Here is a 17,096-nt window from a genome sequence, read left to right as displayed (position 1 = left end):
ATGCAAGAAGTGATTTCTTATATACAAAAAGCGGTTTTAGAAATTTCTAACGCTTTAAAATTTCCCGATACAAGCTACAGTCAAAATCAAAATTTTACAGGCGATACCCAACTCAAATTTGATGTTTTAAGCGATGAAATCATCACAAAAACTCTAAGTCAATGTTCAAGCATTAAAGCCATCATAAGTGAAGAAAAAGACGAAATTTTAACGCTTAACGAGAGGGCAAATTTTATCGTAGCTTATGATCCTTTAGATGGTTCTAGCTTAATGGATGTTAATTTTGCCATAGGTTCTATTTTTGCTATCTATGAAGAAAAAGCAAATGCTAAAAATTTAAGAGCTGCACTTTATAGTATGTATGGAGCACGCTTAGAACTTGTGATTTGCAAAGATCAGCCAAAACTTTATCGCTTAAATGCAAATAATGAATTTATTTTTATAAAAGATCTTAAAATGAATGAAAAAGGCAAGATTAATGCTACAGGCGGAACGCAAAAATTTTGGGAAGAAAAACACGCTAAATTTATCAAAAATCTTTTTGATGAAGGCTATCGCTTAAGATATTCTGGAGCCATGGTAAGCGATATCAATCAAATTTTATTAAAAGGGGGTGGGATTTTTAGTTATCCTGCAACACAAGATGCACCTAATGGTAAACTTCGCGCCTTTTTTGAAGTTTTTCCTCTAGCCTTTATCATAGAAAAAGCAGGCGGAAAAACTACAAATGGAAAAAACCGCTCCTTACTTGAACTTGAATTTGATAAAATCCATGCGACAACTCCTTGTTTTTTTGGATCAGAATATGAAATTTCAAAACTTTTAAAGGCTTACAATGAATGAAATTAGAGATGAATTTGAGCAAGATATGGATAAAAAAAAAGAAATTTTACTTTCATGTCAAAACTCAAAAAACCTAAACTCTTGTTATAATTGCGATGAAATTTTTAACTGCCAAACTAGAAAAAATTATGTTGATGCAGTCTATAACAGTATGTCTAAGGGTAAAACCGAAGGCGGATTTGACTTTTAAAGGAAAAAAATGCGTTATATTACAACACCAATTTATTATGTAAATGATGTGCCTCATTTAGGTCATGCTTATACTACCATCATAGCCGATACTTTAGCAAGATTTTATCGTTTGCAAGGACATGAAACAAGATTTCTAACAGGAACAGATGAGCATGGACAAAAAATCGAAGAAGCTGCCAAACTAAGAAATTCCACTCCTCAAGAATACGCTGATAAAATCAGTTTTGAATTTAAAAAATTATGGGATGAATTTGAAATCACCTATGATATTTACGCAAGAACAACTGATACAAGGCATATTGAATTTGTTAAAGCTATGTTTTTAAAAATGTGGCAAAAAGGTGATATTTATAAAGATGAATACGAAGGACACTATTGTATTTCTTGTGAAAGCTTTTTTACTCAAAGTCAGCTTATCAATGATTGTTCTTGTCCAGATTGTGGCAAAAACACTACGATTTTAAAAGAAGAAAGCTATTTTTTCAAACTTTCAAAATATCAAGATAAAATTTTACAATGGTATGAAGAAAAAGATCCCATCTTGCCAAAAAACAAAAAAAACGAACTTATAAATTTTGTCCAAAGCGGCCTTAAAGATCTTTCCATTACAAGAACAAGTTTTGATTGGGGGATTAAACTGCCTCAAGAAATTAATGATGATAAACATATTGTTTATGTATGGCTTGATGCACTTTTTATCTATATAAGTTCGCTTGATTTTCAAAGCAAGGGAGAAAATGCTAAATTTTGGCCTGCGCATGTGCATTTAGTAGGAAAAGATATCTTGCGTTTTCATGCCATTTATTGGCCAGCTTTTTTAATGAGCGTAGATTTACCTTTGCCAAAATTTATAGGTGCACATGGCTGGTGGACTAAAGAAGGTGAAAAAATGAGCAAATCTAAAGGCAATGTTGTAAAACCTAAAGAAGTGGTTGATGCTTATGGAAGCGAAGCTTTTAGATATTTCTTGCTTAGAGAAGTACCTTTTGGTAATGATGGGGATTTTAGCGAAAATATGCTGATAAATCGTATCAATACTGAACTAAGCAATGAATTTGGAAATTTACTTAATCGCATTATAGGTATGAGTACAAAATATTCTCAAGGAAATATTTCAAAAGAAGGTGTTTTAAAATTTTACAATGTTGAATTAAATCAAGCAAAAGAACACTTAAATTTAGCGGTAGAATTTTTAGAAAACTTACAGTGTAATCGTTATTTAGAAGAACTTTTTAAAGCCTTAAGTGTGGCAAATTTAGCTATTAGCAAATACGAACCTTGGAATTTAATCAAAGAAAACAAACACGAACAAGCTAATGCTTTAGTAGCGCTTTGTGCAAATATTTTAGCCAAAACAAGCCTTTTATTAAGCCCTACTCTACCAAAGTCTTGTCAAAAGGTGGCCTTAGCTTTAAATTTTGAAATTTCATCTACAAATTACGCAAAAATAATACTTGATAATGAACTTTTAGATTTTAAAGCAAATCCTTGCGAAGCTTTATTTCCAAAAGTAGAAAAAGCTCTTTTAAAACAAGAAATTAAAGAAGAACCTAAAAAAGAAGAAAGTCCTAAAATAAAAATCGATGATTTTGCAAAAATTGAAATCAAAGTCGCTAAGGTGCTTGATTGTCAAAATATAAAAGGAAGCGAAAAACTTTTGAAATTTCAACTCGAACTTGACGATAAAGAAATCCGTCAAGTACTCTCAGGCATAGCAAAACACTATAAAGCCAGTGATTTAATCGGTAAACAAGTTTGCATTATAAGCAATCTTAAAAAAGCTAAAATTTTTGGACATGAAAGCGATGGTATGATACTTTCTGCAAAAAGCGGAGATAAGCTTGTTTTAATCACCCCTGAACAACTTGTGCAAAACGGTTCTTTAGTAGGCTAAAATATGCAAATTAGCAATTTAGGTGAACTTTTAAACGCAACACTCATTCATGAAGGTAGCGTTTTAAGCGCGGAAGGTTTTGCCATAAATTTAAACGAACTTAAAGCAGGCTTTGCCTTCTTTAATAACGATAAAAAAGAAATTACCCAAGCTGTAAAAAAAGGCGCTTATGCTATAATTACAGAAAATGACATTACTATTGAAGATAAAGATATTTTTTACTTTAGAGTAGAAAATCTAGAACAAGCTCTTGTAAGATTTTTACGCTTTTTTTGTGAAGATAAAGAATGTGAATTTTTGCTTTTTAAATCTTACGAACTAAGTCTTTGCAAGGCTTTTTATTTTAACATTTTAAAAGGAAATATTTTTGCTGATTTTGAAAAACTAATCAAAGCAAAAAAGGGTGAAATTTTTTGCTACTGTGAAGAAAATTACTTAAATAAACTTTGTGCCTATTCTCATAGTCTAAAAGATGCTAATTTTACCTTATTATCGCGATCTAGCTTCTTTTTTACAACTTTGATTTGTGAAAATTTATATTTTAAAAATCTTAATTTGCCTTTTTTTTACGCAAATAGTTTTGCAAAAATTATTTCTTTTTTAAAAGAAAAAAATCAAAAAATAATATTTGACTTTAATAAGATTGATGATTTTAAAATTTATTTTATTGATGATAAATTTGAAATCACTCCTTTTGGTTCAAGCTCTCAAGCGTTTATTGTAAGCAACAACCAAAATACCTTTGAATTCTGGAAAGAAAAATTTAAAAACATAAAAGACTTTAAAATTGCTTCTAAAAATTCTTTATTTTGCGATTTTTCCTATAATCAGCTTTCAGATTTAAGAAAATTAAAAAATTTTAAATATTGTTTAATTCTTGAAAATTATGATATTTTTGAACAAGAATTTGAAAACAAAGAAAATCAAACCCCAAGCTTATTTTAAATTCACTCCTTCATTTTCAAGCAAAAATCTTTTTATTTCAAGCCCTCCATTATATCCTCCTATGCCATTGCTTGCAATAACTCTATGACAAGGTATAAAAATAGGAATTTGATTTTTAGAATTTGCATTTCCGACAGCTCTAAAAGCTTTAGGATGATTGATTTTTTGGGCTATATCTTTATAGGTAACCATTTTACCATAAGGAATTTTCATTAAAGCCTTATAAACCTTTGATTCAAAATCTGTACCTTGTATCAAAACAGGAATGCTAAATTTTCTAAGCTTATGAGTAAAATATAAATCAAGTTCATATTTTGCTAAGTCAAGCAAACTACAATTTTTTTCTGATCTTTTATTATCACAAAAATCAACTCTAGTTAAAAATTTTCCATCACTATGTAAAGATAGGTAACATAAAGGCATTTTATAATAAACTTTAAACATTTTTTATCCTTCAAAGAGCTACAATTATAATAAAAAATATTTAAGGAGTAGAAAATGTCTTTTATGCAAGAATACAATAAACTTGTTGAAGAAAGAGCCGCTTTGGGTATACCACCCCTTCCTTTAAATGCAAATCAAACTAGAGAACTTTGTAAATTACTTGAAAATGAAAATAATGAAGAGCTTGCAAATCTTTTAGAAAATAGAGTAAATCCTGGTGTTGATGATGCAGCTTTAGTAAAATGTGAATTTTTAGATTCCATACTTAAAGGCAAAATCAGTGCTCCAAATATAGACAAAAAAAGAGCCTTAAGAATGCTTGGAACTATGCTAGGCGGATATAATGTTAAAGTTTTAATCGATGCCTTAAAAGATGAAAACATAGCCAAAGATGCTGCAGAAGTGTTGAAAAATATTATTTTTGTACATGATAATTTCCATACCATAGCTGAACTTAGCAAAAACAATCCACACGCTAAGGAAGTTTTACAAAGCTGGGCAAATGCGGACTGGTTTAATAAAAAAGAAAAACTACCACAAGTGATTAAATGTATAGTTTTTAAAGTAGCAGGGGAAACAAATACCGATGATCTAAGCCCTGCAGGAGATGCTTTTACAAGAAGCGATATTCCTTTACATGCAAATGCCATGCTAAAGGTAAGACAAACAGGATCCTTAGAAAAAATCAAAGAGCTTAAAAAAAGCGGTCGCGAAGTGGTTTATGTAGGTGATGTTGTAGGAACAGGTTCAAGTAGAAAATCGGCAATAAATTCCATACAATGGCACTTAGGAAAAGAAATAGAAGGTGTGCCAAACAAGCACAGCGGTGGCATAGTAATGGGTTCAACCATAGCACCGATTTTCTTTAACACTGCTCAAGATAGCGGGGCTTTACCTATCATCTGTGATGTAACAAACTTAGAAATGGGCGATGAGTTTGAAATTCATCCTTATGATGGAAAAATCATAAAAAATGGCTCTACAATTGCAGAATTTACACTCAGTCCAAACACTCTCTTAGATGAAGTTAGAGCAGGAGGAAGAATCCCACTTATCATAGGTCGTGGGCTTTGTGCTAAGGCTAGAGAATTTTTAGGCATGGAAAGTGAAAATATCTTTACCAAACCTGAACAACCTAAATCTTCAAGCGGTGGTTATACCTTAGCTCAAAAAATGCTAGGTCGTGCCTGTGGAGTTGAAGGTGTGCGTCCAGGTATGTATATAGAACCTATGACTTTAACCGTAGGCTCTCAAGATACTACAGGTCCTATGACTAGAGATGAAATTAAAGAACTTGCAAGCCTAGGTTTTAATGCAGACTTTGTGATGCAAAGCTTTTGCCATACAGCTGCTTATCCAAAAGTAAGCGATTCAAATTTACATAAAACCTTGCCCAATTTCATGACAAGTCGTGGTGGGGTGAGTTTAAAACCAGGTGATGGGGTTATTCACTCTTGGCTTAATCGTTTTGTATTGCCAGATACCGTAGGAACGGGTGGGGATTCTCACACACGCTTTCCTATAGGAATTTCTTTCCCTGCAGGAAGTGGACTTGTGGCTTTTGCTGCGGTTACTGGTTCTATGCCTTTAAATGTACCTGAAAGTGTTTTAGTGCGTTTTAGCGGGGAATTACAAGCTGGAGTTACCTTAAGAGATTTGGTTAATGCTATACCTTATTATGCAATCAAACAAGGACAACTTACCGTTGAAAAGAAAAATAAGAAAAATATTTTTGCAGGAAAAATTTTAGAAATAGAAGGCTTGCCAAACTTAAAAGTCGAACAAGCTTTTGAACTTAGTGATGCAAGTGCTGAAAGATCTGCAGCTGCTTGCAGTGTGGATTTAAGCATAGAAAGTGTAAGCGAATATATCAAATCCAATATTTCTTTAATTGAAGCTATGATAGAAGCAGGATATGAGAATAAAGCTACCCTTGCTAGAAGGGCTGAAAAAATGAGAGAATGGCTTAAAAACCCTACTCTTTTAAGAGCAGATAAAGATGCAAAATACGCTTATATTATAGATATTAATCTTAATGACATTAAAGAGCCAATCCTAGCTTGTCCAAATGACCCTGATGATGTGGCGACTTTGAGTGAAATTTTAGCCGATGATAAGCGTCCAAAAAATATAGATGAAGTTTTTGTAGGCTCTTGTATGACAAATATAGGACATTATAGAGCTTTAGGAGAAATTTTAAAAGATAAAGGCATACTTAAAACCAGACTTTGGGTAGTGCCTCCAACAAAAATGGATAAAGCACAACTTACTAATGAAGGTTATTACAGCATCTTTGGCGCAGCAGGTGCTAGAATAGAAGTTCCTGGTTGTTCTTTGTGTATGGGTAATCAAGCTAGAGTAAATGATGGAGCTGTAGTTTTCTCAACTTCTACAAGAAATTTTGACAACCGTATGGGAATGGGTGCTAAAGTATATTTAGGCAGTGCAGAACTTGCGGCAGTTTGTGCGATTTTAGGTAAAATTCCAAGCAAGGAAGAATACTTACAAATTGTCAGCGAAAAACTAAGTGATGAGCATAAGGCAAATATCTATAGATATTTAAATTTTAATGAGATTGAAAATTTCAAACTTGAAAATTAATTCAAATTTAATACTTATTTGGATTAAATAACAAAATTAAAATTTTCAAAGGAAAAATATTGAAGTTATTATTCACTTCCTTTTGTTGTTTTGCAAGTTTAATGGCTAGCGATGCCATTAACTGCGACAACATTAAAAATAATAAAACATTGCTAAATAAAAGTTCAAATTTAGATTATTTAAATATAACTTCAAGCTGTAAAGAATCTTTAAAAAATCAAGATTTTACAAAAAAACTCTATGCAATTTCCAATGAAATTCGCGGAAGCAATAGCTCTTGTAATGGTGTGGCTTATTTGCCAAAATTACAACAATTTGATTTTTTATTATTAAAAATAGCTATCAATCCCATCGCTTATCAAAAAACTTTAGATACACCCGAAAATTTAGAAAAAAAATATGATATTTTAAAATCTTATTTTAGATATTGGGCATATCAAAGCATAGGAAATTTTAGACTTTACAAAGCTTTTTGGAAAGAATATAACAATGCTATAGAACCTTTAGAAAAGTATTTTGAAAGTAATTTTAATTTTGATAAAGGTAGTAATATTTACTATACTAGCAATGCCTTAAACGAATTTTTAAATTGGGCTGTTGGTGAAACAAAAATTTACAAAGACATTAGTCCTTTAGCAAAAATCATGTCAAATAAAAATTATTCAGTATCTTATATACAAGATTTTATTTTTTCAAATAATCCAAGCCAAGATGATCTTACTATAGCCTTGCAAGCAGCGCTTTTAAATCAAAGAGAAAAAGAAATTTTAGAACTTTTGATTCGTTTTGGTGCTAGGATTGACGAAGGTTATGAAAGTGCTATTTTTTACGCATTGGAAAATTATGAAAATACAAATTTTTTAATCCAAAATGGAGCGAATGTTAATCAAGCCAATGCCTTTGGTAAAACCCCACTTTTTTATGCCATAGAGTTTAATCGTCTTGATATCATAAAACTACTTCTTGATAATGGAGCAAATGTTAATCAAAAATATATTAATAACAATGAAAAATTAGCATTAAGTGCGAACATAGGTTCAAATACGCCTTATTTTATTACATTTTGTGCTCTAGAGCACACTTCAAAAAATGTTTTAATGCATGCTGCAGCCTATGGAAATGTTGAAATTTTAAAACTTCTTATTTCAAAAGGAGCAAATTTTAATGCTGTTGATGATCTTGGTTTTAATGCACTTGACTTTGCACTAGCAGCAGGTAAAAAAGAAAATGCTGATTATCTAAAAAGCTTAGGTTTAAAAGCAAACGAAAATCTATTTTACGGAGGTAGTTTAGAATGAAAACCGCATTTATTACAGGAGCTAGTTCAGGTTTTGGTAGAGCTTGCGTTGAAGCTTTTATACAAGAAGGCTACAAAGTAATCGCCCTTGCTAGACGCAAAGAGCGTCTAGAAGAGTTAAAAAATGCTCACAAAGATAAGATTTACACGCTTTGCATAGATGTAAGAAATCAAAAAGAAATCTTTGAGGCTATTGAAAATTTACCCAAAGAATTTCAAGAAATTGATGTGCTTTTTAATAATGCAGGTTTAGCTTTAGGGGTAGATGAATTTGATAAATTAAACCTTGAAGATATTAACACTATGGTAGATACAAACATCAAAGGATTTTTATATGTTGCAAAAGCTGTTATTCCTATACTTCGTAAACAAAAAAATGCTTATATTTTTAACTTAGGTTCGGTTGCAGGACGCAATCCTTATTTTGGAGGCAATGTGTATTGTGGAACCAAAGCCTTTGTAGGACAATTTTCATTGGCCTTAAGAAATGATCTTAGAGGAAGCAATATCAAAGTAACAAACATTGCTCCAGGACTTTGCAAAACTGAATTTAGCGAAGTGCGTTTTAAAGGAGATATCCAAAAAGCTGATGCAGTGTATGAAAATACGCAATTTATCAGTGCTAATGATATTGCCAAAGTGGTAATGTCTATCATTAACCTACCAAGCCATATTAATGTTAATGAAATCGAGCTTATGCCGGTAACACAAACTTGGAATGGATTTTATATAGAAAGAGATGAATGAATAAATTTTTAGTTTTATTGTTTTTACCTTTAGTTGCATTTGCAAACTCCTCAGAAGCAGCTGCAAATGCTAATTTATTTGGAGCTTTTACACTTATACCGCCTTTAGTTGCTATTGCTTTAGCCTTTATCACAAAAGATGTTATTTTGTCACTCTTTGCTGGAGTTTTAAGTGGAACTTTTCTGCTCAGTCTTTCTGTAAATATTTTCAAAGCACAACATTTAGCTTTTGTAAATTATTACAATACCGCAGTAGAATCTTTTTCAAAGATTATTTCTTATATCTTAGGTTCAACTTCTGATCCAGTAAATGCGGGAATCATTTTACAAATTCTTTGTATAGGTGGTCTTGTGGCACTTATCACAAAAATGGGTGGTGCGAAAGCCGTAGCGTTAAAATTTGCCAAAAGAGCCAAATCAGCTGTATCAGCTCAAGTTAACACTTGGTTTTTAGGGCTTTTAATATTTTTTGATGACTATGCTAATTTACTGATCGTAGGTCCAATTATGCGTCCTTTGGCGGATAAATTTAAAATTTCTCGTGAAAAATTTGCCTTTATTATCGACTCTACCGCAGCTCCTGTGGCAGGAATAGCTGTAATTTCTACTTGGATAGGCTTAGAAGTTTCTTTAATTAAAACCGCTTATGAACACATAGGCATTAGCGATATTAGTGCTTTTGGAATTTTTGTCGAAACCATACCTTATCGTTTTTATAATATCTTCATGCTTTTTTTTGTAGTCATGACTGCAATCATGGGGCGTGAGTTTGGTTCTATGTACAAGGCTGAAGTGCGTGCAAGAACCACAGGACAAATTGCTCCTCTACCTAAATCAGGCACACTAGATACTGCCGAATTAGAAGATCAGTTTTTAGCGCCAAAAGAAGGTATTAAAATTCGTGCTTTTGATGCTATTGTTCCTATTTTTACTTTAATCATTTTAGCTATATTAGGATTTTATTTTAATGGACTTAGCACTTTAGAAGGCGAAGAACTTGCAAAAGCAAGTGCCAATCCTTTGTCTTTTGAAACTTTTAGAGCTGCTTTTGGAAATGCTGATTCTTCTGTGGTGTTATTCCAAGCTGCTTTGTTTGCTGCTATTGTAGCGATTTTTATTGGGGTGCGTCGTAGAATTTTCAATCTTAAAGAAGCGGTAGAAACTTGGATATATGGCTGGAAAACCATGATTTTTACCATAGTATTGCTTTTATTTGCTTGGTCACTTTCAAGCATAGTAAAAGATCTAGGAACTTCTTTATTTATCACTAGTTTGCTTGCAGACAAATTGCCTGAGTTTATTTTGCCTGCTACTATTTTTGCTTTTGCCTCAGCCATTTCTTTTGCCATAGGAACAAGCTATGGAACTATGGGGATTTTAATGCCTTTGGCTGTGCCTTTAGCTCATGAAATCGCCAAAATCAATGGTATGGATGCAAACGCTATGCATCATTATATGGTTATTAATATAAGCTGCGTTTTAACAGGTGCGATTTTTGGAAACCATTGCTCACCAATTTCAGATAATGTAATCCTTTCATCTATGAGTGCAAAATGCGATCATATGGAGCATGTAAGAACACAAATTCCTTATGCTTTATTTATCTGTGGCATTTCTTTAATCGCTGGATATATTCCTGTATCTTTAGGACTTAGCGTTTGGTTTGTCTTGCCTTTAAATTTCATACTTATTGCACTTTTACTAAGACTCATCGGAAAGAAAGTTCCATGAGTCTTGAAAATTTTGGAAATTTTCTTACTTTAGATGAAAAACATTCTTTCATAAAAAAATATTTTAAAGAATTTTATACAAAGGATTTTAAACTTTTTGCTTCAAAAGATAAGCATTATCGTACAAGAGCTGAACTTTCATTTTATCATGAAAACGATACGCTTTTTTATGCGATGTTTGATCCAAAAAACAAAAAAAAGTACATTATAGAATATTTAGATTTTGCTGATGAAAAAATTTGTGCTTTTATGCCAAAACTTCTAGAATACTTGCGTCAAGATAATAAACTAAAAGAAAAACTTTTTGGTGTAGAATTTTTAACCACAAAGCGAGAACTTAGCGTAACTTTACTCTATCATAAAAATATAGAAGATATAAAGTCAAATTTAGAAAATTTAAGCAATAATCTTCATATCAACCTCATAGCAAGAAGTAAAGGCAAAAAGCTTATTTTTAAAACAGAAAATCTAAGACAAACTTTAAATATTCAAGGTAGAAAAATATTTTATGAATTTAACAACGATTGTTTTATTCAACCCAACACTACTATAAATGAAAAAATGATTACTTGGGTGTGTGAAATTTTAAACACTCAAAAAAGAATGGATTTGCTTGAGCTTTACTGTGGATATGGAAATTTTACTTTAGCTTTAGCGCCATTCTTTTTTAAAATTTTAGCCACTGAAATTTCAAAAAGCAATATTAATTTTGCTTTAAAAAATTGCGAGCTTAACAATACAACAAATATCCACTTTGCAAGACTTTCAAGCGAAGAATTAAGTCTTGCTATCAAAAAAGAAAGAGAATTTTTTCGTTTAAAAGATATTCGATTAGATGATTTTAATTTCTCTCATGTTTTAGTTGATCCACCCCGTGCAGGACTTGATAAAAGCGTAATTGACTTAATAAAAAAATATGAAAATATTATTTATATTTCTTGCAATCCTATCACTTTAAAAGAAAATTTAAAAGAATTAAGCCTAACACATAGAGCGGAAGAGTTTGCTCTGTTTGATCAATTTGTCAATACTCCACATCTTGAATGTGGAGTATTTCTTAGCAAGGTATAAAAAAATAATTCATTAATTTAGCCAGTATTACTATCGCGATACAAAGCATAAATACAAAAGGGTGGATAAAAACACCGAGTGGATTTTTCTTCTTTAATATAAAATGACAAAATAAAGAAAAAACAACTAAAGATAAAATTCCAAAAGCCAAAATAATTTTTACAGCAAAAAGTAAATTTAAAGGTTTAAAATGAAAACCTGCCAAAGCACCTCCGCTTAAAAAAAGCAAAAGAACCACAAAAGGCATTATTTTAACCCCGGTAGCACTAAAAAGACTTTTGTCAAAATTAGGATTTTTCTTTTTAACTACACCCAAAACAAATACATCAACAAACAAATAACCTATAAACAAAATAGCACAAAGAAGATGGATTGTTAAAGTATATGGATAAAATTCTTCCATTTTTCCCTCCTTATTAAACTTCGGAATTTGCTATATTATAACACTTTTTTCATTTTTTAAATTCACTTTAGTTAATTTTTTAATCATTTAAGATAAAATACCAAAACAAAGGTTAACAATGAATGAAAAAGAAACTATCTCTTATATTATAAATACAAGTAAAAATATTGCCATATTTGCTTTAAGTCCAGATAAGACAAAAGCTTCTTATAGGGTAGCAGAATTTTTACAAAGAAAAAATTATAAAATTTTTCCTATTTATCCTAAAGAAGAGTTTATTTTAAATGAAAAAGTTTATAGAAATTTAGATCAAATAGAAGAAAAAATCGATACACTTATACTTTTTAGAAAAGGCGAAGTGGCACTAGAAATTCTTCCTAAGCTTGTTGAAAAAAATATTAAAAACCTATGGCTTCAACTTGGTATTAGTAATGAAACAGCCAAAGAAGAATGTAAAAAATTAGATATAAATTTTATACAAAATCGTTGCATTATGCTAGATATCCGTATTTTAAAACAAAGGAAAAATAGTGTTAGAGCTTAATAAAATTTACAAAGCAAAACAACAAATTTCAGGGTTTGTAAACAAAACTCCTTTCATATACTCTTCTTTTTTAAGTGATATTTGTCAAAGTGAGATTTATCTTAAAAATGAAAATTTACAAATTACAGGTGCTTATAAAATTCGTGGAGCTTATAATAAAATAGCCAATCTTAGCGCTGAACAAAAACAACATGGAGTCATTGCGGCAAGTGCGGGAAACCATGCTCAAGGCGTGGCCATTAGTGCAAAAAAATTTGGCATTAAAGCAGTTATCGTAATGCCAGAATCCACTCCGCTCTTAAAAGTTTCTGCTACAAAAGCCTTAGGAGCAGAGGTGATACTCAAAGGGGACAATTTTGATGAAGCTTATGCCTTTGCAACCTCTTATGCTAAAGAAAATAATCTTAGTTTTATCCATCCTTTTGAAGATGAATTTGTAATGGCAGGACAAGGAACTTTGATGCTTGAAATGCTTGATGAAATAAGCGATCTTGATATGATTATCGCACCTGTTGGAGGTGGAGGACTTATAAGTGGTATCACAAGTGCAGCTAAACAAATCAATCCAAACATTAAAATCATCGGAGTTGGAGCCAAAGGAGCTCCTGCAATGTATGAAAGTTTTCATGCTAAAAAAATCAAAAATGCAAAAAGCGTACGCACTATAGCCGATGGTATTGCTGTGCGTGATGCAAATCCTATTAATTTTAACATTGTTTTAGAATGTGTAGATGATTTTATCCAAGTTGATGATGAAGAAATAGCTAATGCGGTATTGTTTTTACTCGAAAAACATAAAATCATAGTTGAAGGCGCAGGAGCTGCGAGTGTGGCTGCCCTGCTTCATCAAAAAATAAATACACAAAATCACAAAAAAATTGGCGTAGTTTTAAGCGGAGGCAATATCGATGCACAAATGCTAAATATCATCATAGAAAAAGGTTTATTTAAATCTTACAGAAAAATGCAAATTCATGTTACTTTAGTAGATAAACCTGGGGCATTATTACACCTTACAGACAGCTTAAAAATAGCCAATGCAAATATAGTAAAAATCGACTATGATAGATTTTCTACCAAGCTTGATTATGGCGATGCGATGATTTCAATTACCCTAGAAACCAAAGGTAAAGAACATCAAGAAGAAATAAGAAAAATTTTAACCCAAAAGGCTTTTAATTTCTATGAAAGTTTTTAATAACATATACGGCTTAAATAAAGCCCATTTGGCGGTGCTAAAAAGTGATTGTATTGCTTTTTAGCCTCAATCTGTTCTTTGAGTTCTTTTTCACTCATTTTTCCTTCTAAAACTTTTAAAACGCTTGCTACGCTTAATCTAATTTGCCCTCTTAAAAAACCATTAGCTTTAAAATGAAAAATGCTAAAATCTTTATAAGCATAAGCTCTAGCAATAAAAATTTCTCTTAAAGTTGTTTTATTATCCCCTCCACTTTTACAAAAAAACTTTAAATCCTTTTTTCCTACAAAAAAACCCAAAAGCTCGTTAGCCTTATCTAAGTCAAATTTAGGATAAAAATGTACATAAGAAGCCATAAAAGGACTATAAGAAGAGTGAGAAAATATATAGCGGTATTCTCTACTTTTTACATCAAATCTTACCTCAAAATCATCTTTTGCTTTTTCAATTTTTTTGATATGGATAAAAGGATGGGAAAATTTATTAAGTTGTTTTTGAAGATATTCTAAATTTACAAAATGATCTCCACATTCTACACTAGCTACAGCATAGCTTGCATGTACTCCTTTATCCGTACGAGAAGCCATCAAAAGAGGTGAAAAAATACCCAAATGCGATAAGGCCCCACTTAAAGCATCTTGAACACCTTTTTTATGAGGCTGAGTAGCAGAACCTAAAAAAGCAGAGCCATCATAAGAAAATATAATTTTTATTTTCATCAATAACGACTCAAAACCATTTTCTTAAAACAATAAGCCGAAACAAATAAACTTAAAGAAAAAATTCCAAGGCAAGCCAAAATTGGAGGTTGAGAAAAAGAACTTAAAAGTCCAAAATATATAGCAATCACTCCAAACATACCTAAATACACATAGCCTTTTTCATAACGATAAGTAACCAAACCAAAACAAAGCGCAAAAAGCGTACTAGCAAGTGGAAACAAGGCTATAGTTGTATAAATCACAAATTCTCTTGCTCTTTGTGGGTTTTCGTTTAAATCATTCCAGTATTCATAAAATTTCTTTGTTTGAAGATTGTCTGTATTAAACTGAGTATTTACTACTAAAGTGTCAAATTCTCCACTAAAAATACTTTGATCTTGCTCAAAATTATACATTTTGCCTTGATTTAAGCTAAAAGCAAAGCTATCATCTTTTCTTTGCACATGCGCTTCTTTGGCTATGATAAGTTGTTCTTTATCATCTGCTTTATGTTTAGGGCGATACATAATTATGTTTTCATACTTATCGCTATCTTGTTTTTCTATAAAAATCATCCAGTCTAAAAATTTTTGTCCAAATTCTCCTGTTTTGTAGTTAAATTTCACTTGAGTGCTTTTATAGTTTACAAAGTTATCCTGAAGTTCAAATACTATAGGTATCATTACCAAAGCCACAACAAGCATAAAAGCACTAATCAAGCTTGCAATTTTAAGGAAAAATTTTGCCAAAATCATTGGTGAAAATCCCAAAGTAAAAAGTACTATGCTTTCATTTTCCTTAGAAAGCCTAAACAAAGCCAAAGTTAAAGAAATAAAAAAAGATATAGGCAAGGTAAAAATTAAAATTCTGGGCAACATAAATCCATAAAGCTTTAAAAGATCCAAAAAACTAATCTCTATGCTTGAAGTAAGTTTTGCAAGTTGAATAAAAAACACCATAGATACAATAGCAAAAAGTACGAAAAATATAGACAAATTCGTACTTAAAAATTGATTTAAAACATATCTTAAACTAAGCTTCATTAGAATAATCCTAAGTTTTTATAAAATAAAACTGCCACAAAAGCGATATTTAAAAAGGGTATCATAGCAAGTTCTTGCTCTTTTATTGCTTTAATTTTAAAAAAAATAAAAAAAGGCAAAGTTAAAATAGAAGCTATAAGTAATACTAAAAATCCATACTCAAAACCTAAAATTCCACCTATACAAGACATAATGATAATATCAGCATCGCCCAAATTTTCTAAAATTTCATCTTTTTTTTGGAAATTCATTAGAAAAAAAACCAAACTTTTTAATAAAAAAATAAATCCTCCAAAACTAAAAGCATTTAGTAAAAAACCTCCGCTAAACTCTTTAAAAATCAAAAAATATAAAATTTCACTTTCCCTAAAGGCGTAAAAAAAAGCAAATAAAAAAGCACTCCAAAGTAAAATTTGTGGTACAGCTTTGAGTTTAATATCAATTAAAGAAAGCAAGAAAAGATTAAATAAAAATAGAGATAAAAATAAAAAATCATAAAAATTTTGACTTAAAGAATAAACCAAAATAAGCAAAATTATGCCTAAAATTTCATTGATTAACAAAGAAATAGGCAAATGACATTTGCAAGTTTGACATTTTGCCTTTAAAAAAACATAAGAAAAAATAGGAATAATTTCATAGTATTTTAATTTTGTATCACAAGAAAAACAAAAAGAGCGTGAGATAAAAAAGGTTTTTTTTTCAATTATCCTACTTGCCAAACTTGTGCAAAAAGAACCCAAACAAGCCCCTAGAATTATTATGAAAAATATCATTTTCCAAAAGTTCTTTCTCTATTTCTAAATTCTTTAATAATCCTTTTAAATTCTCTCTTGGTAAGAGATGGAAATAAAGTTTCACTAAAATAAATTTCAGCATATGAACACTGCCAAAGTAAGAAATTTGAAAGTCTTTTAGCATTTCCAACGCGAAGCATCAAATCCACATCTAAAGGTAAATCTAAATTTTGCGTTAAATTTTCTTCATTTAGCTCAAGTTTTTTTTCAATCACACGCTTAGCAGCTCTTATAATTTCATCTCTTGCACCATAACTTATAGCCAAATTAACACAAAGTGCGTCACAATGCTTTGTTTTTTCTTCAACTAAGGTAATTTTTTCTCTTACTTTATCTTCCAAGCGCGATAAATCACCTATAGCTCTTAAACGCACATTATTTTTTTCAAATTTTTCTAAAGCTTCATCTAAACAACGATCTAAAAGTTCAAAGATAAAATCAATTTCATCTTTAGGACGCTTCCAATTTTCCGTACTAAAAGCAAAAAGGCTTAAATTTGAAATATTTTCTTCCATGCAAACTTCCATCAATTTTTGCATAGTTTTGACTCCTTGGGAATATCCAAGTTTTGCCAAAAAACCCTTAGCCCTAGCCCAGCGCCTATTGCCATCCATAACAACAGCAAGGTGTTTTAATTCATTCATTTT

General features: G+C 30.9%; 16 protein-coding genes and 1 pseudogene. 11 read left to right on the top strand and 6 right to left on the bottom strand.

The features are described 5' to 3' along the window. The 4 genes from fbp to AT682_RS03990 are packed head-to-tail and all read left to right on the top strand — an operon-like array spanning window position 1 to window position 3,874. Entirely contained in the window at window positions 1–843 is an 843-nt protein-coding gene (gene fbp / locus AT682_RS04005) for a class 1 fructose-bisphosphatase (RefSeq protein WP_002867481.1), read from the top strand. After that, a complete protein-coding gene (locus tag AT682_RS04000; protein WP_002882327.1) occupies window positions 836–1,033 on the top strand; it encodes a hypothetical protein in 198 nt (65 codons plus the stop codon). The genes fbp and AT682_RS04000 overlap by 8 nt, the downstream gene beginning before the upstream one ends. Window positions 1,034–1,042: 9 nt before the next feature. Further along, window positions 1,043–2,929, top strand: coding sequence for a methionine--tRNA ligase (metG, locus tag AT682_RS03995; protein ID WP_002882328.1), 1,887 nt, complete (start codon window positions 1,043–1,045; stop codon window positions 2,927–2,929). 3 nt (window positions 2,930–2,932) lie between these two features. Beyond that, window positions 2,933–3,874: a hypothetical protein gene (locus AT682_RS03990; RefSeq protein ID WP_002882329.1), complete on the top strand. Its 942-nt coding sequence runs from the start codon at window positions 2,933–2,935 to the stop codon at window positions 3,872–3,874. On the opposite strand, the gene ogt is transcribed toward AT682_RS03990, so the two are convergent. Beyond that, on the bottom strand, window positions 3,866–4,318 hold the full coding sequence (gene ogt / locus AT682_RS03985; RefSeq protein ID WP_002867485.1) for a methylated-DNA--[protein]-cysteine S-methyltransferase: 453 nt from the start codon (window positions 4,316–4,318) through the stop codon (window positions 3,866–3,868). The two genes, AT682_RS03990 and ogt, sit on opposite strands and share 9 nt — an antisense overlap. Before the next feature lie 54 nt (window positions 4,319–4,372). Between ogt and acnB the strand changes: the two genes are divergently transcribed. The 5 genes from acnB to trmA are packed head-to-tail and all read left to right on the top strand — an operon-like array spanning window position 4,373 to window position 11,763. Further along, on the top strand, window positions 4,373–6,919 hold the full coding sequence (acnB, locus tag AT682_RS03980) for a bifunctional aconitate hydratase 2/2-methylisocitrate dehydratase (RefSeq protein WP_002882330.1): 2,547 nt from the start codon (window positions 4,373–4,375) through the stop codon (window positions 6,917–6,919). A gap of 59 nt (window positions 6,920–6,978) precedes the next feature. Further along, window positions 6,979–8,217 (top strand): ankyrin repeat domain-containing protein, encoded by a 1,239-nt coding sequence (locus tag AT682_RS03975; protein ID WP_002882331.1) that lies wholly within the window; start codon window positions 6,979–6,981, stop codon window positions 8,215–8,217. After that, window positions 8,214–8,963 (top strand): SDR family NAD(P)-dependent oxidoreductase, encoded by a 750-nt coding sequence (locus tag AT682_RS03970; protein ID WP_002882332.1) that lies wholly within the window; start codon window positions 8,214–8,216, stop codon window positions 8,961–8,963. The genes AT682_RS03975 and AT682_RS03970 overlap by 4 nt, the downstream gene beginning before the upstream one ends. After that, window positions 8,960–10,693 (top strand): Na+/H+ antiporter NhaC family protein, encoded by a 1,734-nt coding sequence (locus tag AT682_RS03965; RefSeq protein WP_002882334.1) that lies wholly within the window; start codon window positions 8,960–8,962, stop codon window positions 10,691–10,693. The genes AT682_RS03970 and AT682_RS03965 overlap by 4 nt, the downstream gene beginning before the upstream one ends. Beyond that, window positions 10,690–11,763 (top strand): tRNA (uridine(54)-C5)-methyltransferase TrmA, encoded by a 1,074-nt coding sequence (gene trmA, locus AT682_RS03960; protein ID WP_002882335.1) that lies wholly within the window; start codon window positions 10,690–10,692, stop codon window positions 11,761–11,763. The genes AT682_RS03965 and trmA overlap by 4 nt, the downstream gene beginning before the upstream one ends. Here the strand turns inward: trmA and AT682_RS03955 are convergent. Beyond that, window positions 11,750–12,166 (bottom strand): membrane protein, encoded by a 417-nt coding sequence (locus AT682_RS03955; protein WP_002882336.1) that lies wholly within the window; start codon window positions 12,164–12,166, stop codon window positions 11,750–11,752. The two genes, trmA and AT682_RS03955, sit on opposite strands and share 14 nt — an antisense overlap. 118 nt (window positions 12,167–12,284) lie before the next feature. Between AT682_RS03955 and AT682_RS03950 the strand changes: the two are divergent. After that, window positions 12,285–12,697: pseudogene (locus tag AT682_RS03950) on the top strand (CoA-binding protein). Beyond that, on the top strand, window positions 12,697–13,908 hold the full coding sequence (gene ilvA, locus AT682_RS03945) for a threonine ammonia-lyase (protein WP_002882338.1): 1,212 nt from the start codon (window positions 12,697–12,699) through the stop codon (window positions 13,906–13,908). Before AT682_RS03950 ends, ilvA begins: the two are co-directional and overlap by 1 nt. On the opposite strand, the gene truA is transcribed toward ilvA, so the two are convergent. The 4 genes from truA to uppS are packed head-to-tail and all read right to left on the bottom strand — an operon-like array spanning window position 13,905 to window position 17,093. Beyond that, window positions 13,905–14,630, bottom strand: coding sequence for a tRNA pseudouridine(38-40) synthase TruA (truA, locus tag AT682_RS03940; RefSeq protein ID WP_079263852.1), 726 nt, complete (start codon window positions 14,628–14,630; stop codon window positions 13,905–13,907). The two genes, ilvA and truA, sit on opposite strands and share 4 nt — an antisense overlap. Next, window positions 14,627–15,652: an LptF/LptG family permease gene (locus tag AT682_RS03935; protein ID WP_002882341.1), complete on the bottom strand. Its 1,026-nt coding sequence runs from the start codon at window positions 15,650–15,652 to the stop codon at window positions 14,627–14,629. Before AT682_RS03935 ends, truA begins: the two co-directional genes overlap by 4 nt. Continuing rightward, a complete protein-coding gene (locus AT682_RS03930; protein WP_032595294.1) occupies window positions 15,652–16,428 on the bottom strand; it encodes a prepilin peptidase in 777 nt (258 codons plus the stop codon). The genes AT682_RS03935 and AT682_RS03930 overlap by 1 nt, the downstream gene beginning before the upstream one ends. Next, window positions 16,425–17,093 carry a polyprenyl diphosphate synthase gene (gene uppS / locus AT682_RS03925; RefSeq protein ID WP_002852565.1) on the bottom strand — a complete coding sequence of 223 codons (669 nt, stop codon included), beginning with the start codon at window positions 17,091–17,093 and terminating at the stop codon, window positions 16,425–16,427. The genes AT682_RS03930 and uppS overlap by 4 nt, the downstream gene beginning before the upstream one ends. Window positions 17,094–17,096: the final 3 nt, after the last annotated feature.

This window comes from Campylobacter jejuni (assembly GCF_001457695.1).
Taxonomy (GTDB): domain Bacteria; phylum Campylobacterota; class Campylobacteria; order Campylobacterales; family Campylobacteraceae; genus Campylobacter_D; species Campylobacter_D jejuni.
Note: the sequence above shows the minus strand (reverse complement) of the source record. Positions and strands in the feature narration are given on the sequence as shown.